Origin of the sequence: Moellerella wisconsensis (assembly GCF_022592395.1) — a bacterium.
Classification (GTDB): Bacteria; Pseudomonadota; Gammaproteobacteria; order Enterobacterales; family Enterobacteriaceae; genus Moellerella; species Moellerella wisconsensis.
Genome location: NZ_CP093242.1, coordinates 412,962 through 434,767, shown reverse-complemented (window position 1 = coordinate 434,767; position 21,806 = coordinate 412,962). Strand labels below are relative to the sequence as shown.

General features: G+C 38.8%; 19 protein-coding genes. 10 read left to right on the top strand and 9 right to left on the bottom strand.

Going from position 1 to position 21,806, the window contains the following annotated elements:
* Nucleotides 1–433: 433 nt before the first annotated feature.
* Complete coding sequence (locus tag MNY66_RS01775) at nt 434–1,450, top strand: linear amide C-N hydrolase (RefSeq protein WP_052956395.1); 1,017 nt, start codon at nt 434–436, stop codon at nt 1,448–1,450.
* 71 nt (nt 1,451–1,521) lie between these two features.
* Here the strand turns inward: MNY66_RS01775 and MNY66_RS01770 are convergent, their stop codons facing one another.
* The 9 genes from MNY66_RS01770 to MNY66_RS01730 form a co-directional block, all read right to left on the bottom strand.
* Nucleotides 1,522–3,018 (bottom strand): TolC family protein, encoded by a 1,497-nt coding sequence (locus tag MNY66_RS01770; protein WP_047256286.1) that lies wholly within the window; start codon nt 3,016–3,018, stop codon nt 1,522–1,524.
* On the bottom strand, nt 3,015–4,904 hold the full coding sequence (locus tag MNY66_RS01765; RefSeq protein ID WP_047256287.1) for an FUSC family protein: 1,890 nt from the start codon (nt 4,902–4,904) through the stop codon (nt 3,015–3,017). The genes MNY66_RS01770 and MNY66_RS01765 overlap by 4 nt, the downstream gene beginning before the upstream one ends.
* Nucleotides 4,891–5,931, bottom strand: coding sequence for a multidrug transporter subunit MdtN (gene mdtN, locus MNY66_RS01760; RefSeq protein ID WP_047256288.1), 1,041 nt, complete (start codon nt 5,929–5,931; stop codon nt 4,891–4,893). Before mdtN ends, MNY66_RS01765 begins: the two co-directional genes overlap by 14 nt.
* A gap of 3 nt (nt 5,932–5,934) precedes the next feature.
* Nucleotides 5,935–6,216: a YtcA family lipoprotein gene (locus MNY66_RS01755; protein ID WP_047256289.1), complete on the bottom strand. Its 282-nt coding sequence runs from the start codon at nt 6,214–6,216 to the stop codon at nt 5,935–5,937.
* A 530-nt stretch (nt 6,217–6,746) separates the two neighbouring features.
* A complete protein-coding gene (locus tag MNY66_RS01750; protein WP_047256290.1) occupies nt 6,747–7,688 on the bottom strand; it encodes an AEC family transporter in 942 nt (313 codons plus the stop codon).
* A gap of 76 nt (nt 7,689–7,764) precedes the next feature.
* Nucleotides 7,765–9,387 carry a benzoylformate decarboxylase gene (mdlC, locus tag MNY66_RS01745; RefSeq protein ID WP_241501319.1) on the bottom strand — a complete coding sequence of 541 codons (1,623 nt, stop codon included), beginning with the start codon at nt 9,385–9,387 and terminating at the stop codon, nt 7,765–7,767.
* A 723-nt stretch (nt 9,388–10,110) separates the two neighbouring features.
* Nucleotides 10,111–11,253 (bottom strand): FMN-dependent L-lactate dehydrogenase LldD, encoded by a 1,143-nt coding sequence (gene lldD / locus MNY66_RS01740; protein ID WP_047256007.1) that lies wholly within the window; start codon nt 11,251–11,253, stop codon nt 10,111–10,113.
* Between the two features lie 88 nt (nt 11,254–11,341).
* Nucleotides 11,342–12,922, bottom strand: a complete 1,581-nt coding sequence (locus tag MNY66_RS01735) for an L-lactate permease (protein ID WP_047256006.1) — start codon at nt 12,920–12,922, stop codon at nt 11,342–11,344.
* 398 nt (nt 12,923–13,320) lie between these two features.
* Entirely contained in the window at nt 13,321–14,244 is a 924-nt protein-coding gene (locus MNY66_RS01730) for a LysR family transcriptional regulator (protein ID WP_047256005.1), read from the bottom strand.
* Nucleotides 14,245–14,483: 239 nt separating this feature from the next.
* On the opposite strand from MNY66_RS01730, the gene MNY66_RS01725 reads away from it, so the two are divergent.
* The 9 genes from MNY66_RS01725 to MNY66_RS01685 all read left to right on the top strand — a co-directional run bounded on the left by MNY66_RS01725 (nt 14,484) and on the right by MNY66_RS01685 (nt 21,755).
* Complete coding sequence (locus tag MNY66_RS01725; protein ID WP_047256004.1) at nt 14,484–15,059, top strand: 4Fe-4S dicluster domain-containing protein; 576 nt, start codon at nt 14,484–14,486, stop codon at nt 15,057–15,059.
* A 549-nt stretch (nt 15,060–15,608) separates the two neighbouring features.
* Complete coding sequence (locus tag MNY66_RS01720; protein ID WP_241501318.1) at nt 15,609–16,475, top strand: transcriptional regulator; 867 nt, start codon at nt 15,609–15,611, stop codon at nt 16,473–16,475.
* Nucleotides 16,472–16,990, top strand: a complete 519-nt coding sequence (locus MNY66_RS01715) for a FidL-like protein (protein ID WP_047256002.1) — start codon at nt 16,472–16,474, stop codon at nt 16,988–16,990. The genes MNY66_RS01720 and MNY66_RS01715 overlap by 4 nt, the downstream gene beginning before the upstream one ends.
* A gap of 693 nt (nt 16,991–17,683) precedes the next feature.
* Nucleotides 17,684–17,962 carry a BMC domain-containing protein gene (locus MNY66_RS01710; RefSeq protein WP_004249182.1) on the top strand — a complete coding sequence of 93 codons (279 nt, stop codon included), beginning with the start codon at nt 17,684–17,686 and terminating at the stop codon, nt 17,960–17,962.
* 20 nt (nt 17,963–17,982) lie between these two features.
* A complete protein-coding gene (locus tag MNY66_RS01705; RefSeq protein WP_047256001.1) occupies nt 17,983–18,267 on the top strand; it encodes a BMC domain-containing protein in 285 nt (94 codons plus the stop codon).
* A 13-nt stretch (nt 18,268–18,280) separates the two neighbouring features.
* Nucleotides 18,281–18,559, top strand: coding sequence for a BMC domain-containing protein (locus MNY66_RS01700; RefSeq protein WP_047256000.1), 279 nt, complete (start codon nt 18,281–18,283; stop codon nt 18,557–18,559).
* 86 nt (nt 18,560–18,645) lie between these two features.
* The gene (locus tag MNY66_RS01695) at nt 18,646–20,283 is read left to right on the top strand and encodes an acetaldehyde dehydrogenase (acetylating) (RefSeq protein WP_047255999.1); all 1,638 of its coding nucleotides are present in this window, start codon (nt 18,646–18,648) and stop codon (nt 20,281–20,283) included.
* A 52-nt stretch (nt 20,284–20,335) separates the two neighbouring features.
* Complete coding sequence (locus MNY66_RS01690; protein WP_047255998.1) at nt 20,336–20,614, top strand: EutN/CcmL family microcompartment protein; 279 nt, start codon at nt 20,336–20,338, stop codon at nt 20,612–20,614.
* Entirely contained in the window at nt 20,607–21,755 is a 1,149-nt protein-coding gene (locus MNY66_RS01685; RefSeq protein ID WP_241501317.1) for a 1-propanol dehydrogenase PduQ, read from the top strand. The genes MNY66_RS01690 and MNY66_RS01685 overlap by 8 nt, the downstream gene beginning before the upstream one ends.
* The last annotated feature ends 51 nt before the right edge of the window (nt 21,756–21,806 follow it).

Sequence of the window (21,806 nt, the reverse complement as noted above, 5' to 3'; positions counted from 1 at the left end):
GTCTCTAAATAATATCAGATAGTAAACACCAGAGAAAAAATAATATAAGTTATCGCTTATAAATCAATGAAATACTCGCAAAGCGTGTACTATTTCACTGCTAAGTCAATCTCAAGGTAATTACGTAACCAGAAGTAATCACATAAAAACAAATATAGAAGAAATTGAACTCATCTCATCCACCGGAAAACGTGTGTGAAGGAAAAAATAGCTCGGGCGCGCATTTAGCGAAGGCAGTAACTTTACTGGCAGGATTTAACTAATTTGACTTACTGAATAGAGCCGATGTAATTATCGCTCCTGCTATCAAATTATGCCTGAATACGTAAAAATAACTATACAGATAACCGCTCTTCGAGAGAAAGATTACACTTTTTGTTCAAAATTTTTGCTACATTATTGGTATTACTAATAAAACTAAGAGATAAATAAAATGTGCACCAGCTTATCAATCAAAGACAGTGAGCATAACGTTTACCAAGGACGAACATTAGAATTAACCGAAAACTTACCTTCTTGGATAACCTATTATCCAATAAATACTTTATTCCAGAAAACCGCGCCTGACGGTCAAAAAGGGCTGAGTTACAGCTCTAAATTTGATATTCTCGCTGTCACCACTGAGGTTTATTTTGATGGCAATAATCATAATATATTTCAAGGCCTTAATAGCGCAGGGTTAACGTTTAGCACGAATATGATCACCGAGGCGACACTAACGCCGCTTGAGCCAAATACCTATGCTAAATCACTACCGGTTACGGCTATCGGAGAATGGGCACTGTCCTGTTTCGCCAATGTAGATGATGTGAAACAAGCGATAGAGAATGGTTTTTTTTGGGCGCCAACCTTAGTTAATTTTAGAAATTTAACTTCGCCTTTCCATTATATTTTTTATGATAAGCAAGGTGGTTGTATTACCGTTGAAGCGGTTAACGGGAAATTACAGGTATTTGATAATCCTACCCATGTCATGACTAATGGGCCTGATTTTGAATGGCATTTAAAAAACTTAAATAATTATAGCCACTTATCTAATATTGATAAATCAACCAGTCTGTTGGGAAATATTCAGGTAACTCAGCCAGATAGTGGGATTGCGACAGTAAATCTTCCTTCTTCAGATACCTCAGTAGGACGTTTTGTGCGGGCGGTTTTTTATAGTACTTATGCGCCACAAGTGAATAGCTCAGCCGAGGCCATAAACACGCTTGCTCACATAATGAATAATTTTGACCGAACTAAAAATATTACCGTAGATAATATCGGCGAAGGTGAAGGAAAAGGCGATATCTTACTGTCTGAATATACCGTGTGGACTAGTTTATCTGATTTATCAAATGGCATCATTTATATGAGAGGATATGGTGAAATGAACTATAGCCAATATTCAATTGACCAATTTAAACCCGCGGGTAAGCCTGTTTTCCAGCCACTGGATATTTATTAATATACTGACTAATGGTAGAAGATAGCTAAGTTGTATCTTCTACCATTAAAATTTTATATACAAGTACGCGGCTATTTAATCTTAGTCGCCTCATAACTCGGTAACGCCTTTTCCAGCTCTCCTAATGCAAAAGCTAAATCAACTGCAGCAATGATGGAACTGGTATAAGCATCGATATAAGTCAATTCAGCCGTAAACAAGGCTATTTCCGCCGCATTAATTTCCGTCACAGTACCTAAACCATTTTTGTAAAAATCCATACTGGCGGTATAACTTAATTGGGTTGTTTCAACTAAATTTTTCGCGGCTTTATGGGCTTCAAGGGCTGATTTTAATCCATTTTCAGTTAAACTCATTTCTCGAATTGCTAATTCTTGGCTTTTGCGTAAATTCTCTTGAGCAATCAGAATATCAGATTGCGCATTCCTCATTCGAGCTTGCCGGATCCCCCCTTCATAAAGAGGAATACTCACGCCAAGTAAAATGTTTGAAGACGAGGTACTTTGGTTAATACCAGGTAATCCCTGTACATCTAAGCTACTATTTCCTCCAGCAACAGCACCGGCTAAATAGACCTTAGGGTAATAATCTGACTCAACCGATTGGGTGGTTTTCATCGCCGCTTGCATCAGCTCGTAATTAGCTAATACATCAGGACGTTGAGCTAGAGCCGCTCTTATTCTATCGTGAGTTAAGGGCGTAATATCATCAGGAAGCACACTTTTGTCACTATATTGAACATTGATTGATTGAAGTGGCGACAAACCAACTGATGATAATAATAGCTGATATTGATCTTTCTCTTTCCCGCTGGCGACTACACTTTGCAGCTCTAATTGAGCCACCTGTTGCTTAGCTAAAGCAACATCAAGTACCGTCGCTAGCCCTCTCGCCCTCTTCTGCTCTACCGCATACAGAACATTTTTACTGCGTACTAATGCTTCATACGCTATTTGTTTTTTTTTCTGTGCTGCGCCGTAAGTATAATATGCAATCGTAACGTCATGGATCACTTTCTGATGCAGTAGATTAAAATTCAGATCCGAGGCGAAAGAAGCATGCTTTGCGGCATTAGCCAGAGACGCCCGTTTACCAAAATCAAATAATAACCATTGAAATGTCACCGCAGGGATAAAAACATGATTAGAGACATCGATTTTATCCACTAAATCATTATGTGGCAGCTTTAACGTGCCTCGTTGGTAACCACTTAATGCCGTTGCCGTAATCACAGGCAAATAAGTACTCTCAACCATACCAACATCCGTCGCGGCCTTTTTGGCTAGCTCCCAAGCAATGCGTGTTTCCGGATTATTTTTTTGTGCCACATCAATCAGATCAGCCAAATTATACTGCGCTTTGAGAGGTTCACTATGTTCGGTATATAAATTTTCGGCCGTAGAAGAAATATATTTTTCGCTTGAATATGGCAGAGTTTGCTGGACGTTTTGCATCAAGGGACGGCTTGTATCAACACAACCGACAAGCAATAGGCTCAATAAAGAGATGAGTAAATAGTTTTTTCTTTCATGAAGTATTACATGCGGTATTAATGGTGCCATCATCATGATTTCTCACTAATTAGTTCTTGTATGACGGGCTCTTTTTCTTGAGCTGATAATGTCGTCGGTACCGAATCTAATACATCACGTTTAAAATCACTGATGGATATAGAATCGGCATTAATATCTAAAGTATCTTTATGGTTAAAAGAGCTAAAATTAACCGAGTAATTTTGATAACTGTCCACCGAGATTTGATCTAAAAGCTGCTTAAAGAAACGTATTAATGCACCATTTTTATCTTTAAACTGTGTTTCAAATATTAATAAATTAATATCATCTTTTGATTTAATAATGCCTTCATTTATTGCTGCAACTAAACTGAGCGCCTGTACATTATTATCGTAAGATTTTAATTTAAGTGCAGTATAGCTAGCTAAAATACTTTTTATTTGCTTATTAATCGCGGTCATTATGGAAACTGGCCAGACTTTAGTGAACATAATATACATCACAATATTACCTAATAAGATCCCGAGGATCCTATCAGAGGCGACATCCAGATCAAAACTAGGTTTAAAGCCATGCAAAACAGTTAATAAGAATGCTAATCCCACTTGAACCCCGGCATACGATATACGCTCATTACCTGCAGCTACCCAAGCAGCAGGTAAAATACAAAAGAAAATTAATACCATTAAACTAAACACATCAGATAAGTGCGGAATAATATAAATTAGCGAAATAATGCCAATAAAAGCACCAATTAAACAACCTATAATCCGCAGTGTCAGTTTATGAACCGTTTCCCCCACCGAGGTTAATGCCACCACATAACAAGTGATCATCGCCGTATGAATTCCTTGCCATGCAAAATAATCATAAAAAACATAACATATCAGTGCCGCACAAGTAGTTTTTATAGCGAAATATTTATGATTCGGATTAGTAAATGCATCTTCAACAAAAAATGGCATTTTAATTTTAGGATCGCTAATCACTTTAGGCTTAAATAAGATAGAGTGAAAATCAGTTAGCAACGACTGATATTCAGGCGAATTTATTGATTCATTTTTAAGTACGCCGAGCCTATTTTTTTGATCTTCAGATAAGCATTGATTTTCAGATAAGCATTGCGCAATAAATTGGCATTTTTCTGAGAGCGCCACACGAATAGCTGTTGGCGTATTATCAGGGAGACTCAAAGACATAATTAATATTTCATAAGAATTATCAATCATGCTATCTAGCCACTGAATATCCTTTTTTCCTTTGAGGAAAAAAAGTTTAATCAACATTAAATAACGTTTGCATTCAGCTTGGGTACTTAAGGCCTGCGTAACTTTAATCGCCGAAGGCTCGCGCGCTAAAAAAAATTGCTGGGCACTAACAAAGCGCTCGGACAATTTATTAATTAATAACTTTCGTGGACTAATACCAAAAAAGTAATTAAAAATAATGACTAATAGCATCGGTGATACCGCCATCAATAACGCATATAAAAGCCCGCGAGTCGCAGCATCGCTAAAAGGAATATCATCAATTAGTGTCATTAGAAACGCGATAACTAGTGCAATTAAATTTCCAATATCACCGAGGCTACTGGCAGAAGATAAATACATAAATAAGCCAGAAAATAGCGCCATAAAGAAAAAGCGTAACATTACATCTTGAAGGGTGAGATTAAATAAGATAAAAATTACACATACCGCAATACTGGATAAGAGCATAACACCGATGCACAATAGAATATTTTCAACTGCATCAGCTTTAACCAAGTAAATAATCAAATAACAGCTAATCGCTGATTCAGGAATTTCATAAAGCATGGCAATACCTGCCATTAATGCACACAACAAAGCAATACGCCATGTGGTGGCAAAACGAAATTTGAATGGCAATAAATCTTGCTTTATTTGTTGAAAAACCAGTGAAGTTTTAGCAATCATCATCTTTAGCTACAATATTAACCGTGGCAGTAGCACCGACTCGCATTAGATCTTTCGGCGGATTATTTAAAATTATTCTGACCGGAAAGCGTTGCTCAACCCGTACCCAATTTAATGATTTAGGAACATAAGGTAAGTCTCTGGGAATATTAAGTAAGTCGGTAGACATTACCCCCCAGCCTGTACCCTGCACTTTTCCTTTAATCGGCTGCTGATTATTGATCATTGAGTAAACAACCGCACAACTTCCCATTCTAATATTATTTAATTCAGTTTCTTTAAAATAGGCTGATGCAAACCAAGTATCGGTATCGATTAAGGTAAAAATAGACTGACCTGAAAGTACAAATTCACCAGCAGACATACTTAAACCCACAATATAACCATTACTTGGAGCTTTGATTTGGGTGTTACTTAATTCCCATTCTGCCATTGCCAGTGACATTTTTAATGATTCAACCAGAGCTTGCTCTGATTTGGTATTATTAATTAACGCTTCGGAAGCTACATTTTGTTTTTGAGCTTGCCTTAAGCTCACTTCGGCATCGCGTTTTAATGTTCTCGCATCATCAACTTGTTGAGCTGTAACAAAGCCTTTGGCCAATAATGGCTCTAAGCGTTTTAACGACTGCGTCGCCAGAGCTAAATTAACTTGCGCGCGTTTTATTTGCTCTTCAGCTACTTCAGAATTTGAGGTTTCGGCGATAATGACTCTCTTTTTATTATTTAACGTAGCTTCAGCAACGGCTAATTCTGCTTTTGCTTGATTCACTCTTAATTGATACATAGTTGGATCAATAGTAAATAATAAATCCCCTTTTTTGACTTCTATGTTTTCTTTTACATAAAATTGACTAATTCGCCCGGGTACAACCGAGGAAATATTAATTTTATTGGCCTCAATCACAGCTTCTTCACTTAATGGATTCAGACTAGAAGATTGTAGGCTTTTCCATAGCAATAGCACTAAGATCACAAAGAGACCAAGAGTAATAATGATAGCTAACTTTTTTTTATTTTCTGTATTCATAATTTAATGAGAAAAATAAACTAAGGAGAGGGTGATAGCGATTGATAACAAGACCCCAAAGTAAAATAACAGAGGGAGAGGTAACTTATCATCGATATCTAAATAAATCAGAAAAGCGCGTAATAATACTGCACCCACTAATCCAATTAAAACACACAGCATCCAATAAGGAAAATAAGCCCCTAACATGGGAAATAAAGGGGAATGCCCTTGCGTACATCCAGTCAAGAATATACATAGCAAGCTAACACTAATAATATGACGATACTGTCTAATTACGTCCAAGGGAATGTACCTATCATTTTATGAACAATTAATGTATTAATTAATAGCTACTATAAAGCTTTTTACATAATTATCGAATGATAAATCGAAAGATTATTAATAAGCATAAAATCTAAAAGATCTGTGCACTCGTCAGTTTACGATGGGATTAAATACATCTGGAACTATGTTAAAAAAAAGTATCAATAAACCTATCCACCAATAAGTTAAGCATTTAATCACCCTAACATTCTAATCACCTTCAATAGGACATAAAAAATCCCTATTTTAGTGATATACGGTTAGCCTTAAATATAAATATATTTTGTGAAAATATGACTCTGATTACTCTAGCGGTAAACTAGCAATGCTTACCGCTATATCATCTATAGCCATCAAGATCCACAGCCGAAAAAATGATAGCCTGTGGTATCTTTTAATCCCAGCTAACGCCTAGACAGTCATATATACTGACAGTGTTTGTCTTTGATATCGAATTATTTTAATTAGAGCAGGCTTTCATTTATAGATAGAATGTAAAATCAAATTTTTCAGCTTCCTGTAAACCAAATAAATCCTCCCATAGTTATCACTGATAAAATAGTACTCCAAAATAGAGTTGAAGCCATTTCTTGTTCGCCAGTTTTATATTCTACAGCAAAAATAACAGCTATTGATGCTGTTGGAATAGCTAAAGTGACAGAAACCAGACCTCTCTCGACATGAGGTAGCGATAACATCGCCATAATGCAAAGTATTATTGCGGGTAGGAAGATATTCTTACTAATTGTGTTTATAATAACAGGGAGTGAAAAACTAACCTTTTGAGCATATAAAATAGTACCAACAGCAAATAATGCCACTCCGCCTGTAGCTTGACCTAATAGTATAAAAGAACCTTTTAAAAATCTTGGCATATCAAGGCCAATGAGTAATAAGATAAATGCCAATATAGGTGCCCATACGACAGGCTGTATTAATGAATTTTTTAAACTATTAGTGACAACAGAATAAGCACTTTTTTTAGTGGTATCATTATTATTGTTTACTAAAAATATTAACGTTATCGGCACTAGAATCAAATTTAAGACCAGACTACCAACAGCAATGGCAATATCAGCTTCAATAGGAAAGAGAACCCCCAGAACTGGCGTTCCAATAAATGGAACCGCAGGGCCTGCAATAGCAATGGCTCGTAATGATGCTATACGTGAATTAGATTTAAATATACCGCGGGAGATAATAAAAACTAAAATAAACCCTCCGGCCATACCTATAAATATCCATAAAAAAACGCTTATATTTTTTATTATCTCATTTAATGGGGTGCTCAATATCCCTGAAAATAATAACATCGGTAAAGCATATAACATTACCATTCGATTTAAAATTGATGCTTGTTCTTTATTAAAATCATGCCTATATCCAGCAAAAAAACCAAGCAAAAGAGTCACTATAATGGGTAATAATGCAGTAATAATCGTTTCTAGCATTAGATATTCTCTTAAGAGTTTTATTACGTATAGGACATAACTATATTTAATTATATCCTATACTTTTAATTATCGTTTACAGTAAAGACGGTGTAGAAGGAATAATAGGAACCTCAAGCACGGTCGGTACTGAACGAGAAAATGCAATTTCACATTCTTGGCGAATTCCATCCAATGTATTCACCTTAACGCCTATGCAGCCATAACCTTTGGCTAAGGACACAATATCTAATCCCGGCAAATCCAGTCCAGGAACACCTGGGGTATTTTCTAATTCAGCAAAAGATTTTAATATTGCATATTCACCATTGGATGGAACAACAAATAAAATAGGTAAATTATGTTGTACTGCTGTCCACAGGCCTTGAATTGAATATTGTAGCGAGCCATCCCCTATAACTACAAGAACCGGTCTATTTCTACCGCTATCTCGTTCCGCTAATGCAATCCCTATACTGGCAGGTAAATTCCAACCTAAACTTCCACTGGCAAACGTATAAAATGAATCAGGGCTTCCAATTGGCCAGGCTTTATGTAAATCCCCTAAATTAGACGGAGACTCTTCGACCAGTATAGTGTTATCAGGTGTGAACTTACGTAACCCCTGAAATAATTCTAAGGCGGAAAGCGTCTCTCCTTGTGGCTGCACAGTAAACTCAGATTGACGCAGTGGAGAGTAATCTGATGCTTTAGAAGACGTCGTTGATCGTTCTTTCACTAAATTAAATAATGCTTCTAATGCTAATACTGGACTGGATAATAAACTATCACCAACCGGTGCTCTTCCTGCTTCACTCGCATCATCGGTAATATGCAGTAGCTGTAATCCCTGAGGAATATATTCACCCTCAACATAGGGATAATAACGAAATACTGGGGCTCCAATCACAATAGCGACATCATAACCGATTAACTTTTCAGCCAATGGCTTAATGGCGAAAGGTAAAGCACCAGCATAGAGAGGATGGTTCTCTGGAAAAGGTGTAACTTCTGACGCAGGAGCAGCCCAAACATCACAATTTAGTTTTTCCGCCAACTTAATTCCGATATCCCACCCTTGCCCGCGTGCAATTCCTGCGCCGTATATTAATACGGGATTTTGTGCGTTAGATAATTGATAAGCAAACGAAGCTATACGGCAAGGATCAGGGGCGAATTGAGATGACACACTACGAATGGTTGCATCATTCAATGCCGGTTTATCCCAATCATCTAAAGGTATCGATAAAAAAACTGGCCCCGCAGGAGGTTGTACAGCCATCGCATAGGCTCGCATAAACGCCGCAGGAACATCCTCGGCTCTAACGGGCTCATAACTCCATTTAATCCATGGTTTAGGAAGTTCGGTAGGAGATACATTGGTCAACCAAGGCTCCATTAATAGCATTTCACGAGTTTGATTTCCCGCAGTAATAATGAGCGGCGTTTTGTTTTGTGCTGCCGTCATAATATTACTCATCGAGTTACTCAAACCCGCGGAAGTATGCACATTAACGATTGCCGGTTTTCTTGTAGATTGAGCATAGCCATCTGCGGCACCAACAGCAGAAGATTCATGTAGCGTTTGGATATAACGAAAATCTTGCGGGAAGTTTTTTAAAAATGTTTCTTCTGTCGAACCTGGATTTCCAAATAATGTAGTTAATTCAAGTTGACGCAATAGTTCAAAAGTAACGTCTCTAATCGTTTTCTCTGCCATGGAGCTAATTCCTTATGCTGAAAATAAATAGACTGACTCAATTAAAAATTCGACTATTCATAAGATGAGCGGAATTCAATTATCTGGTTATCAATAGATAAATTTATTTAAATCATAGATTTGATCATCAGTCTAATGTAAAAATCTAACTAAATTTCATTTTGAATTATCATCGCTTATTAGCTCATTAGAAATAGTCTTAAATATATTTGGTAGATTATACTGCTTTTTCTGAAGGTAACTTTCTGATAATTATTTGAATTCAATTAAAACTAAACAACATCCAGTTAACTAAAGTAGTTTAGTTATCATTTACACTAAAAACAATCAGTCAATCCAAATAAATAATATTTTATTAATTTTAATAATTACATTAAAAAAACAATCTTATTTTGATAATTAATCATCTGGAAAAATAACATCATATAAAATATCGACTCTTTCTATCTTAAAATCTAAAATAGATGAGTCGGTAAAATCGATCATTATTTTTAGTTTATTTATTGAGAAAAAATTCATTTTATTTTACAGCATTTTTTTGATAATTCCGCCCCTAGTAATAGCCTAATGATAGCAATGAGATACATTAAATAACTCAAACTGATTAGGTCACAGAGAAAATAAAAAATGATTGAAATAAATATTAGGCAGTCTTAATTATCTGCCTAATATTAGAAAAAATGATGAACTAGTGAGGGGAAATATATCGCGTTAATACGCAGATTATTTCGGTAAATTAACTAAAGAATCACGCGAAATATCGGCAATAGTTTTGGCCCCAGTTAAGGTCATCGCCACACGCATTTCTTTATCAAACAAGTCCAGCAGATTCGCGACGCCCGCTTCACCGGCAGCGGCTAATGCATAAATAAATGCGCGGCCTAATAATACACTGTCTGCACCTAACGCCAACATACGCACCACATCTAAGCCATTACGGATCCCTGAATCAGCTAAAATGGTTAAATCACCTTTTACTGCATCGGCAATTTCTGGCAACGCTCGAGCGGTAGATAACACTCCATCTAACTGGCGACCACCATGGTTAGAAACCACAATCCCATCTGCGCCAAATCTGACCGCATCTTTAGCATCTTCTGCATCCAGAATTCCTTTAATCACCATTGGGCCGTCCCAGAATTCACGGATCCATTCTAAATCTTTCCATGAAATCGAAGGATCGAAATTTGCGCCTAGCCAACCAATATAATCTTCTAATTTGGTTGGCTGGCCACGATAGGTTGAGATATTGCCTAAATCATGCGGGCGACCAAACAGACCAACATCCCATGCCCAACGTGGATGGCTTACCGCTTGTAGAATACGGCGCATCGCGGCATTAGGGCCGCTCATGCCAGAATGTGCATCACGATAACGGGCCCCGGGGGTTGGCATATCCACGGTAAATACTAAGGTTTTTACGCCCGCGGCTTTGGCGCGTTCTAATGCATTTTTCATGAAACCACGATCTTTCAGCACGTATAACTGAAACCACATAGGTCTGTCGATAGCCGGAACCACTTCTTCAATCGGGCACACAGAAACTGTGGATAAGGTAAAAGGAATCCCTTTTTTAGCCGCCGCACGCGCCGCTTGAACTTCACCACGGCGAGCATACATGCCCGTTAATCCGACTGGCGCTAATGCAATTGGCATCGCTAATTTTTCGCCAAATAATGTGGTTTCTAGGCTGAGCTCAGACATATTACGTAACACACGTTGACGCAAAGCAATATCCGCCAAATCTGCCGTATTACGCTTTAAGGTATGCTCTGCATAAGCGCCGCCATCAATATAATGGAATAAAAAGGGCGGTAATTTAGCTTGTGCTGCGGCCCGATAATCAGTTGATGCGGAAATAATCATAATAAAAATCCTATAACATGCCCGGCTCACCACAGCGCTCGCTGCCTATATATCTATATATTATGTAAGCCGGGGATATCTATTTACACTAAGCTGACAGTATCAGCGCCATAATTGCGGCAATCACCCCATAAAGCATCATAGGTAAGACTGTCTTTTTGAGGATATCACCCTCAGATTTAGTGATCCCCAAGATGGTACAAACCGCGATAATATTATTCAGGCACACCATGTTACCCATCGCGCCACCGACCGATTGCAATGCCAGCGTTAGATTGATATTCAACCCTAACGACTGCGCAATAGATTGCTGAATACCACCAAAGGTTAGATTCGATACAGTATTCGAACCCGAGAAAAAGGTCCCTAACGCCCCTAAATAGGAAGAGAACAATAACCAGCTATGCCCGGTAACCCCGGCTAAAGAACTACCAATAATTATCACCGGAGATGCATTTCCCCCCTGCATCATTAAGTTGACCATAATGAGTGCACCAAATAGGGCTATGAATGGTTTTTTAATTTGATTAGCGGTTTGGCTAAACATCTCGCTGACTTGCTGTCTATTCAATCTAAATAAGCCGATTGAAAAGAACACCACCACGAAAAATGGCAACAAAGCAGGCACATATAAAGTTTTATAATTAGCAGAAGCACCAGTATCAAATACATTACTCAGCTGAAAAATTAACGCCTTACTAATAGTAACATTGCCGAGGAAACCTAAATTGAACTGCCACATCACTGCGGTGCTATTTAATAAATCTTTGATGCCTAATTGATGGATGCGAGTAATTATCAAAATAACAATTAGCAACAATGTTGGGGTCATTGCTTTAATTATTTTAGCGAAAGGAATATCTTGTTTCTGATGCTTACGTTCACATTTTTTTAACCCAATTCCCATTCGAGCGATTAATACCGACAACATTAAACCAATCGCACCACCGACTAAGGCTGGGAATTCATAATTTATCTGTGCCAGTAAAAAATAAGGTAAGCTGCAACTCACCACGCTCAACAAAATATAAACAATATTCTGTTTAATCTGTTGTGTACTAACAATAAAACGTAATGCCACTAGCGGAATAATAAAACCGGCAACAAAATGGATCAGCGCGGTATAATGACTAATCGCAAAAATGCTGTCATCACTTAACCCTAACATGGCAAAACCAAACCATGTCGGAGTACCAACCGCACCAAATGAAACCGGTACAGAGTTCATTATTAACGTCAATAATGCCACCCGTATTGGCGGGAATCCAATACCGACTAAAATAGGGGCAGCGATAGCAGCAGGCGTACCAAAACCACTCGCACCTTCAATAGTAAAGGCAAACGCCCAGCCGATAATCATTATCTGCGCCACAGGATTTGGGCTGATATTTTCTAACCAAGCTCGCAGCGTATTTTCTGCGCCACTAATTTGCATTAATTTATTAAGTAATATCGCCCCAGCTATAATAGAAATAGGGGTTAATACAGAGATAAACGCAGTAATAATATTGGCATTTAATAATACATAGTCATTTTTAAACCAGATTAATTGAATGCCATAAATCACCAACGCGGTTAAAGGTAAAGCAATATAAGATGGCAAACTGCGACGCTTAGTCATCATCCAGATCAGCATGATAATAGGCGCGACACTTAGAAATAGAGACATAGATTCCCCTGACATTATTATAGTTTTATGTCATATGAGTTAATGCTTAAGTAACGTTTTTTTAACTTGGTTATTTTAATCACAACCCTATACTTAATTCTATGCTTCATTTATTTAACATTTGAATTGTAGGGTTAAAATACCATCTTTAGCTTAAACACGGGGGCTGAGGAGACAAATAAATCTGTTTTAAAACAATAGATTAAATATTTTATTTATATGACAAAAGCCTGATGTCACATTAATTAAGCGATAAAAATCAAAACATCATGTCTAAAAACGGGGTAATAAAAAAAAGATAATAACAAGCTAGAGAGTTTGCTCGCTATTTTCTATGTGACATAAATTGATTAATTGGAAAATAGATAAACTGCTACATCACGGTAGCAGTATTACGGTTAACCAAAGTAAGGTTTTATATTTTGATAAGATTGCGTAATGTGCTCAATTAATAAGCGTATTTTTAACGGTAAATTACGAGTATAAGGATAGACCGCATACACACCTAATTTTTTACCCCCATATCCTTTGAGTATTTCGACTAAACTGCCATCTTCTAAATCTTCATGCACCATACAACGTGGTACCATTGCGATGCCGTGCCCACTCAAAATAGCTTTGCGTATACCGCGAGCATTATTTACCGCTAAACTGCCATTAACTTGTAATTCATACACATCATCACTGTCAGGATGTTTAATTAACCAATTATCCGTTCCACCTTGCTGATAGGTATAAGTTAAACAATTATGTTGCAATAAATCGTCAGGAACTTTAGGTTCTGAGTGAGTGGCTAAATAGGCTGGCGAGCTAATAATAACCCAATGCGAATCGATAATATGTCGAGCAATTAAACTGGAATCATGCATTAAACCAGTTCTAATGGCTAAATCAATGCCTTCATTAACCAGATCAACAAATCTATTTTCTAACCGCATCTCAACTTTTACTTTAGGATATTTTTGGCAAAATTCTGCCACGCTTTCACTTAAAATAAGCTCCCCTGAAATAGTTGGAACCGACATATGAATAAGCCCGGTTAGCTCGTCACTGGTTTCACTAACCGCTTGCAATGCCTGTTGAGTTTGTTCGCCAATTAACTTGGCATGGCGATATAATAAACGCCCATTTTCGGTGACTGATAAACTGCGCGTGGTGCGATACAGTAAACGCGCGCCTAAATCTTTCTCTAATTTACCAATTCGTTTGCTCAGTACGGAACTGCTAATCCCCGCGCTTTCCGCTGCTTTACTAAAAGATCCACAATCAACAATTAACGAAAATAGAATTAGATCGTTCGCATAGTCATGTGTCGATATCATAAATAATCCCTAATAAACTGATTCAATTTTCAGTCAACTATCAAAATTATACCTCTTTAGCTATTCAAAAGGCATTATCGTTACCCTTGTGACAATAAATCCAGCGAAAGAGTTAAATATTCTGATAAAAAACACATAATCTACGGCCAAAAATCACCGGTTTTTGATCAATCTCAGCCCATGCGAGCACATTGTTATTTATACTAGCTGCACGCTATTAAATAGGATAAATAACCGCTATGTCAGACTCACGCGACGCCAATTATTATCGAGCTTTACTGTCTCATCGTAGTGTCAGCCGTCGGGGTTTACTGCGTGGATTATTTGGTGCGGGCAAAAAAATCCAACAACAAATCGATGAGAGTGTGATAAAACGTAGTGATGGTCGCCCTCCTCAAGCTGTCGCAGAAGCGCTATTCATGCATTTATGTAGCGGATGTGGCGACTGTGCCACCGCCTGTCCTTATGGCATTATTTCCCTACAAAATAATCGTCCCGTACTAAATATTGATTTTAGTGCCTGTGATACGGGCAGTTGTCTAAAATGTACAGAGGTTTGTTCCACCGGCGCCTTAAGTTTTGACATTGTCGCAGATACTAGTTTTAATCCTATAATATCAAGTAGTTGCTTTGGTCGTCGCGATGCTAGCTGCCGTATGTGTAGCTATAGCTGTCCGCCTGCAGCCTTAACATTTGATGCTCTCAATCAACCCATTATAGATGAAACAGATTGTGATGGCTGTGGTCAATGTAAAACCGCCTGCTATCACGGCTATATTAGTCTTGAGCCGGGAATACCTAGGTTAACTAATTAAAAATTTAGTTTAGATGACGAAAATTAACCAATATATTATTTTCATCTCTCGTTAAACATTCGAATAACTTTAATTACCCACTGGCTAATTATCATTAATGGCTATTTTTATTAGTAAATATTTACATTAATTGCCATTTATATAACTTAAGTCTATTTATAAAATATTTTTTATTTTTATAAAAATGATGTAGACCTATATTTACTCATAATGTGAGCTACCAGACAAATTACACATTGCCTCATTTATTGAATAACTTCTGTTGATTTTGATCAATAAGCCTCTCACCGTCTGATAGGTATGATTAGCCCATCAAAAAGCAAAAATATCCTCTATGTTACCCCGGCGTTTTTCATCCCTTATGCTATGTATTAAGGGGCAGAGAGTAAATCGTATTATTCTTGCTTAATAGCGTTATCTATAAGCTGTTAGCTATAAGCTTATATTGAAAGATATTAATAAGCACAGAATATTTACTGAAGTTTGTTTTTATAATTTGGCGAATAATTATTCATTAATTTGTAACCTACTTAGTTTAACGAGGCAATCATGAAATATAAAATAAATGCCTTGATTGATTATGATGCCGCTGATGGCTCGCTAACATTAAATGATGGCCAGCCCGAGATACAATTAACCATCACAGCAAATTCATTATTGTATTTTTTTATCCAACATCCTGGGATTATTACTCGAGATGAAGTACTTAAGAAAGTTTGGGATGATAATGGATTAGTCTCATCAAACAGTAATCTTAATCAGTATTTGAGTTTATTACGTAAAACATTTCGGCATTACGGTATTGATAATATTATTGTTACTATTCCTAAGGGTAAATTGGAATTAAACCCAGAAGTTAAATTTGAGCTGATCAATGAGACGACTTTACTCTCAAACACGAATGAATTAGCAAAACACCCAGAAAGTAACCAACCAATACTGCATAAAGATTTGGCACAAGTAGCCGAGAATAGCGCCGATATTCCCTCAGATATTGAGCATGTTTCTGACACATCCAACACCGTAAAATCATCGGTAAAACCTGATATTTGCTGGTATCTAGCCAGTGCTGTCTTTCTGGTCTGCGCCGCTTTATTAACCCTACTGGTCGTATTTTCTCAACCAGAAATAAAACCTATCCCACTGTTATCATTAACAGAAAATAATTGTGAATTGTCATCTACCGAAGAAATGATTAACTCCGTAGTTAAAGAAAATTACACCAATAATTTTAATGCAGTCAAAGATAATTTAGCGATTAAATGCGGAACCGATGAGCGCTTTATTTTTTTCTATGGTGACAAATTACAAACTAACGGGTTAGGTAGAGTCTTCTTGGCTCACTGTGCCAAGCATGAGGATAATCCCTTTAGTTATTGCGATAACTATTTTTATTACTCTTGGAAATACCAATGAAAATAACAGGCAAAACACTCTGTGTCCTATCCATAATTATTTTTATCATCGTGGCAATCCCCTGTGTGATGGCATTATTAGAGCGTAATGATGGCGGTATTATGAACTGCTCGACTAAAGCGATTATGCGGTTTGAAAATATGGACAATGAGAATGTAAATGGCAATATTCATTTTAGTTTTGCCAAAAATGGTCAAGGATCAATTGTGGTCGAAGGCTATACAGATTCAGCTGCTGGTTGGTTATATCTGCAGCGCTATGTAAAATTGAATTATACCTCACGCCGTGTTTCACCGACTATTCGCCAATATCATATTAGCCAATGGGAATCTAGCGCTTCCTCTATTGATGAATCGCCCAATGTTATTTTTGATTATTTTATGCGAGAAATGTCAGATAGCCACGATGGGCTGTTTCTTAATGCTCAGCTATTAAATGATAAAACATTGCTATTAAGCTCCTTAAACTCACCGCTGTTTATTTGTACTTTAAAACCGGGCAGCAAATTTAATTAATCGCTCTAGAGCTAGTTCTAATTATGGTTAATAAACTCATTGCTGTTTGAGCTATCTATCTGCCAGCCTAATAATATTCCTTCTCAATATCAGCCTTTCAACCTTACCTTATCAATATAGATTGATCACAAAGACGCTGACGATTATATGCCCTCACGGTTATAGGCAGCTGATCCACCGTTCAGCTCTCATTATTTATAAGCTATTATTGCGCTGATTTCTTCTTGACCAACAAGTGATCTACCTCTCAAAATTTATGATTGATAATTTTCTTATTTTTTAAGCCATTTATTCCTGACTAAAAAAGACCAAAAATAGTGAGCCATCGCACACTCTGTCCTCTTCCCTGAACCTATCTGTTTGCATATTTTTAGCAGCTTATTAACACATTTGCTGGCGTTAATTTTAACTGTAAAAACAGCTATTCAATAAAATATCAATCCATAAAAAAAACCACAAAATAAGACCAAACAAATAAAATCAATCAATTTAAGATATGAATTTAAGTTTTTTTATCTAAATAATTAATATTCATGAATTTATATTTTGTTTTATTTTCACCGGACTATAGTGGCTATGGAACGTAAATCTGCCATCACGTAAATGAATCAACCCAACCGTGATTAGGCAGAAAAAGAAAGAGAGACAGCTATAAAAACAACTGTGAAAACCGACTCCTCGGAGGAAATAAAAATGGGTGATGCATTAGGTCTGATAGAAACCAAAGGTTTGGTGGCCTGTATTGAAGCTGCCGATGCTATGTGTAAAGCCGCCAATGTCGAGCTTATCGGCTATGAAAATGTCGGCTCTGGTTTAGTCACCGCTATGGTGAAAGGCGATGTTGGCGCAGTAAAAGCAGCGGTGGATTCCGGTGTTGAATCTGCTCAGCGCGTTGGTGAAGTTGTCACTTCTCTGGTGATTGCTCGTCCTCATAACGATATCAACAAAATTGTTATTAAACATAAAGCGTAATCGCTTTGGAGAAATCAACGATGGGTGATGCATTAGGATTGATTGAAACTCAAGGTTTAGTGGCTTGTATTGAAGCCGCTGATGCTATGTGTAAAGCCGCCAATGTTGAACTGATTGGTTATGAAAATGTGGGTTCTGGTTTAGTCACCGCTATGGTGAAAGGTGATGTTGGCGCAGTCAAAGCGGCGGTTGATTCAGGTATCGAATCAGCTCAACGTGTCGGTACTGTGGTGACTTCATTGGTGATCCCTCGCCCTCACAATGATATTCAAAAAATCATTGCTCAGTACAAAGTCATTGACTAATAAGGAATTACCTATGAAAGAAGCACTCGGTCTAGTCGAAACTAAAGGTCTCGTTGCCTGTATCGAAGCCGCTGATGCCATGTGCAAAGCTGCCAATGTTGAATTGATTGGTTATGAAAACGTCGGCTCGGGTTTGGTTACTGCCATGGTCAAAGGCGACGTAGGTGCTGTCAATGCTGCCGTAGAGTCTGGCGTTCAAGCTGCACAGCGCATTGGCACCGTGGTGAGTTCGCGCGTTATTGCCAGACCTCATAATGATATTGAGAAAATCGCCGCGCAGCACAAAGCCTAAATATTTGGCTTAAATACTTAGGTTAAATAAATAAAAACAATAAGTTATTCAGCTAAAAACTTTTAACTCCCGCCCGGAGGAAGACCATGGTTGTATTAGATAAGGATTTGCAATCCAGACAGCTTGCCCGTGATTTGGTACGTAATGCCAAAGCCGCACAAGCTATCTTTGCCAAATTCTCACAACAGAAAATCGACAGTGTGGTTAAACACATTGCCATGGAGTCAGCGAAGCACGCAGAAGAATTAGCCAAATTAGCGAATCAAGAAACGGGATTCGGTAACTGGCAAGATAAAGTGCTCAAAAATATTTTTGCCTCAGTGCGTGTTTATGAGCATATCAAAGATATTAAAACTGTCGGTATTATCCGCGATGACCAAATCAACAAAGTGATGGATGTTGGTGTCCCACTCGGCGTAATTACTGCACTGGTTCCTTCGACGAATCCGACCTCCACCATTATTTATAAAACGCTGATTGCGTTGAAAGCCGGGAATGCGATTATTTTTTCACCGCACCCCAATGCTAGAAAATGCAGTCAACGTGCGCTAGAAATCGTTAAACGTGCCGCCGAAGAAGCCGGTGCGCCAGCAGGGATCGTTGATGCTGTCACACTATTAACCTTAGACGCTACTAAAGAATTGATGCACAGCAAAGATGTTTCGCTGATCCTAGCTACCGGCGGCGAAGGTATGGTACGTGCCGCCTATGCTTCAGGAACTCCGACTATCAGTGGTGGCCCCGGTAATGGTCCGGCATTTATCGAACGCAGCGCCAATATCCCTCAAGCGGTAAATGACATTATTACCAGTAAAACGTTTGATAACGGTGTAATTTGCGCCTCAGAGCAATCAATCATTGTCGAACGTTGCATTCAAGATGAAGTCCAGCGCGAATTACTGGCGCAAGGGGCTTACTTCATGAATGAAGAAGAAGCCGCCAAAATCGCCGCACTACTGCTGCGCCCTAACGGCACGATTAATCCTGAAGTGGTCGGTAAAACCGCTGTTCATCTTAGCCAAATTGCAGGATTTTCAGTACCGGCGACCACACGCGTATTAATCGCTATCCAAACTACGGTATCGCATAAAAACCCTTATTCGCGCGAAAAACTGTGCCCTATTTTAGGGATGTATATCGAAGAAGATTGGCAAGCGGCTTGCGCGCGAGTGGTTGAACTACTGACCAATGAAGGCCTTGGTCACACATTAGTTATTCACACACAAAATCAAGATGTTATCCGAGAGTTTTCCCTAGAAAAACCAGTTAACCGTATGTTAGTTAATACCCCTGCGGCCTTAGGTGGTATTGGTGCAACCACTAATATTTCTCCTGCCCTAACCTTAGGTTGTGGCGCTGTGGGTGGCGGTTCAAGTTCTGATAATGTCGGCCCGATGAATTTACTTAATATTCGTAAAATCGGCTATGGCGTACGTTCAATTGATGAGCTAAGACACCCTAACCAAGCCGCACAAGTACCGGTTTGTCAGGCACATCAAACTCACCAGCCACAAACCAGCATCTTTGATGATACTCGCTTCAATAATTATGCACTCACGCCAGTTCATGCTGAAAATGCCGCTGCGGATCTGTACGCGCAGGGCGATAACCGTTTTGCAGCATCGGCCACCAGCACCACGGCTCCCGCTGCTTCTCAAAGTCAGATTACAGAAGAGAATGTCGAACGCATCATTAAAGAAGTCCTTGGGCGTCTTACTCAGTAATTTTTACTGCGTAGCGTGTTTATCAATTTCTTAAACCATAGGCGACATAACCATGATCTTGGCAAAAGTGGTCGGCCATGTAATAGCAACACAAAAATGCGATGCACTCAAAGGCAGTAACTTGCTGATCCTCAACGCGCTGGGGGACGATCTTACTCCATTAAAAGACCGTACCTATGTGGCTGTTGACTGCGTTGGTGCCGGACAAGATGACATCGTACTGGCTGAAAAATACTTGGCGCTCAATAAAGAGAGTTACAAGGCCATGTCTATTGTCGCCATTGTTGAGAAAGTTTACCGGGATGTTAAGGGATCAAAAACCCATGAGTGAATTTCTGATAAAACCCAAAGTTTATTTCGGCACTGATGCATTGCAGAACCTAAATACACTCAATGCCCGCCGCGCATTTGTCGTCACGGATCAAGCGATGGTGAAGTTTGGCTTCGCCGAGCAAGTACTTAATTTGCTAGAAAAAAAGGGTATCGAATATCAAGTTTATGCTGATGTCGCATCAGATCCTGATATTTCAGCCATCGTCAATGGCATGAAAGTTATGGATAGCCATTATCCAGATGCGGTAGTGGCCCTTGGGGGAGGTTCAGTCATTGATGCCGCTAAAGCCGTCATGTTCTCCCTTTGGCATACCCGTAATGACCCATCGCGTCAAAAACCGTGCTTTGTTGCCATCCCGACGACCAGCGGAACCGGATCTGAAGTCACCTCTTTTTCTGTGATTAAAGCTAAATCTGAAAAATGGGTGCTGGTTGATGAATTTATGCTACCCGATATCGCTATTCTTGACCCGGCATTAGTCAAATCGGTCCCCCCAAGTATCACCGCAGATACGGGAATGGATGTGCTATGCCATGCACTAGAAGCCTATGTTTCACGCCAAGCCACCGATTTTACCGATGGATTAGCCGAGAAAGCGGTCAAATTAGTTTTCAGTCATCTCTACGATTGCTGGCGCAAAGGCGACAATTTACTGGCTCGAGAAAAAATGCATAACGCCTCATGTATCGCGGGCATGGCATTTACCAATGCCTCCCTAGGGATAACTCACAGTTTAGCCCACGCATTAGGTGGTGTATTTAGAGTCCCACATGGTCGTGCCAATACCCTACTTATGACCCACGTAATTGCTTTTAATGCTGATTTTCACGGCAACTGCGATAACGCGATTGCTAAACGCTATGCCGCATTAGCTAAATCGCTTGATTTACCTTGCAACACAACACGCGAAGGCGTGCACAGCCTGATAGTCGCCATCGATGTGCTCAAAGAGGAAATGGCTATGCCGGCCAGTATTGCGGATAGCGGTGTGAGCGAAACCGACTTTAACTTACGACTGACTGAAATGGTCAATCAAGCGTTACGGGATAGCTGTACTCCCACCAATCCACGCCATGTCAGCGCACATGACTTGGAAACGCTTTATCGACAGGCATTTTCCGGGGTATCTCACGCTTAATGCCCACGGCGGTTAATAGCACCTACAACTTAAAAATAACGGGCTACTGCC

Excerpts from the sequence above, each read along its gene's own strand:
- mdtN (WP_047256288.1), bottom strand. The coding sequence starts at position 5,931 with ATGAATACAGAAAATAAAAAAAAGTTAGCTATCATTATTACTCTTGGT.
- lldD (WP_047256007.1), bottom strand. The coding sequence starts at position 11,253 with ATGATTATTTCCGCATCAACTGATTATCGGGCCGCAGCACAAGCTAAA.
- MNY66_RS01700 (WP_047256000.1), top strand. The coding sequence starts at position 18,281 with ATGAAAGAAGCACTCGGTCTAGTCGAAACTAAAGGTCTCGTTGCCTGT.
- MNY66_RS01765 (WP_047256287.1), bottom strand. The coding sequence starts at position 4,904 with ATGATGATTGCTAAAACTTCACTGGTTTTTCAACAAATAAAGCAAGAT.
- mdlC (WP_241501319.1), bottom strand. The coding sequence starts at position 9,387 with ATGGCAGAGAAAACGATTAGAGACGTTACTTTTGAACTATTGCGTCAA.
- MNY66_RS01770 (WP_047256286.1), bottom strand. The coding sequence starts at position 3,018 with ATGATGATGGCACCATTAATACCGCATGTAATACTTCATGAAAGAAAA.
- MNY66_RS01695 (WP_047255999.1), top strand. The coding sequence starts at position 18,646 with ATGGTTGTATTAGATAAGGATTTGCAATCCAGACAGCTTGCCCGTGAT.
- MNY66_RS01750 (WP_047256290.1), bottom strand. The coding sequence starts at position 7,688 with ATGCTAGAAACGATTATTACTGCATTATTACCCATTATAGTGACTCTT.
- MNY66_RS01705 (WP_047256001.1), top strand. The coding sequence starts at position 17,983 with ATGGGTGATGCATTAGGATTGATTGAAACTCAAGGTTTAGTGGCTTGT.
- MNY66_RS01685 (WP_241501317.1), top strand. The coding sequence starts at position 20,607 with ATGAGTGAATTTCTGATAAAACCCAAAGTTTATTTCGGCACTGATGCA.
- MNY66_RS01775 (WP_052956395.1), top strand. The coding sequence starts at position 434 with ATGTGCACCAGCTTATCAATCAAAGACAGTGAGCATAACGTTTACCAA.
- MNY66_RS01730 (WP_047256005.1), bottom strand. The coding sequence starts at position 14,244 with ATGATATCGACACATGACTATGCGAACGATCTAATTCTATTTTCGTTA.
- MNY66_RS01710 (WP_004249182.1), top strand. The coding sequence starts at position 17,684 with ATGGGTGATGCATTAGGTCTGATAGAAACCAAAGGTTTGGTGGCCTGT.
- MNY66_RS01735 (WP_047256006.1), bottom strand. The coding sequence starts at position 12,922 with ATGTCTCTATTTCTAAGTGTCGCGCCTATTATCATGCTGATCTGGATG.
- MNY66_RS01715 (WP_047256002.1), top strand. The coding sequence starts at position 16,472 with ATGAAAATAACAGGCAAAACACTCTGTGTCCTATCCATAATTATTTTT.
- MNY66_RS01690 (WP_047255998.1), top strand. The coding sequence starts at position 20,336 with ATGATCTTGGCAAAAGTGGTCGGCCATGTAATAGCAACACAAAAATGC.
- MNY66_RS01720 (WP_241501318.1), top strand. The coding sequence starts at position 15,609 with ATGAAATATAAAATAAATGCCTTGATTGATTATGATGCCGCTGATGGC.
- MNY66_RS01725 (WP_047256004.1), top strand. The coding sequence starts at position 14,484 with ATGTCAGACTCACGCGACGCCAATTATTATCGAGCTTTACTGTCTCAT.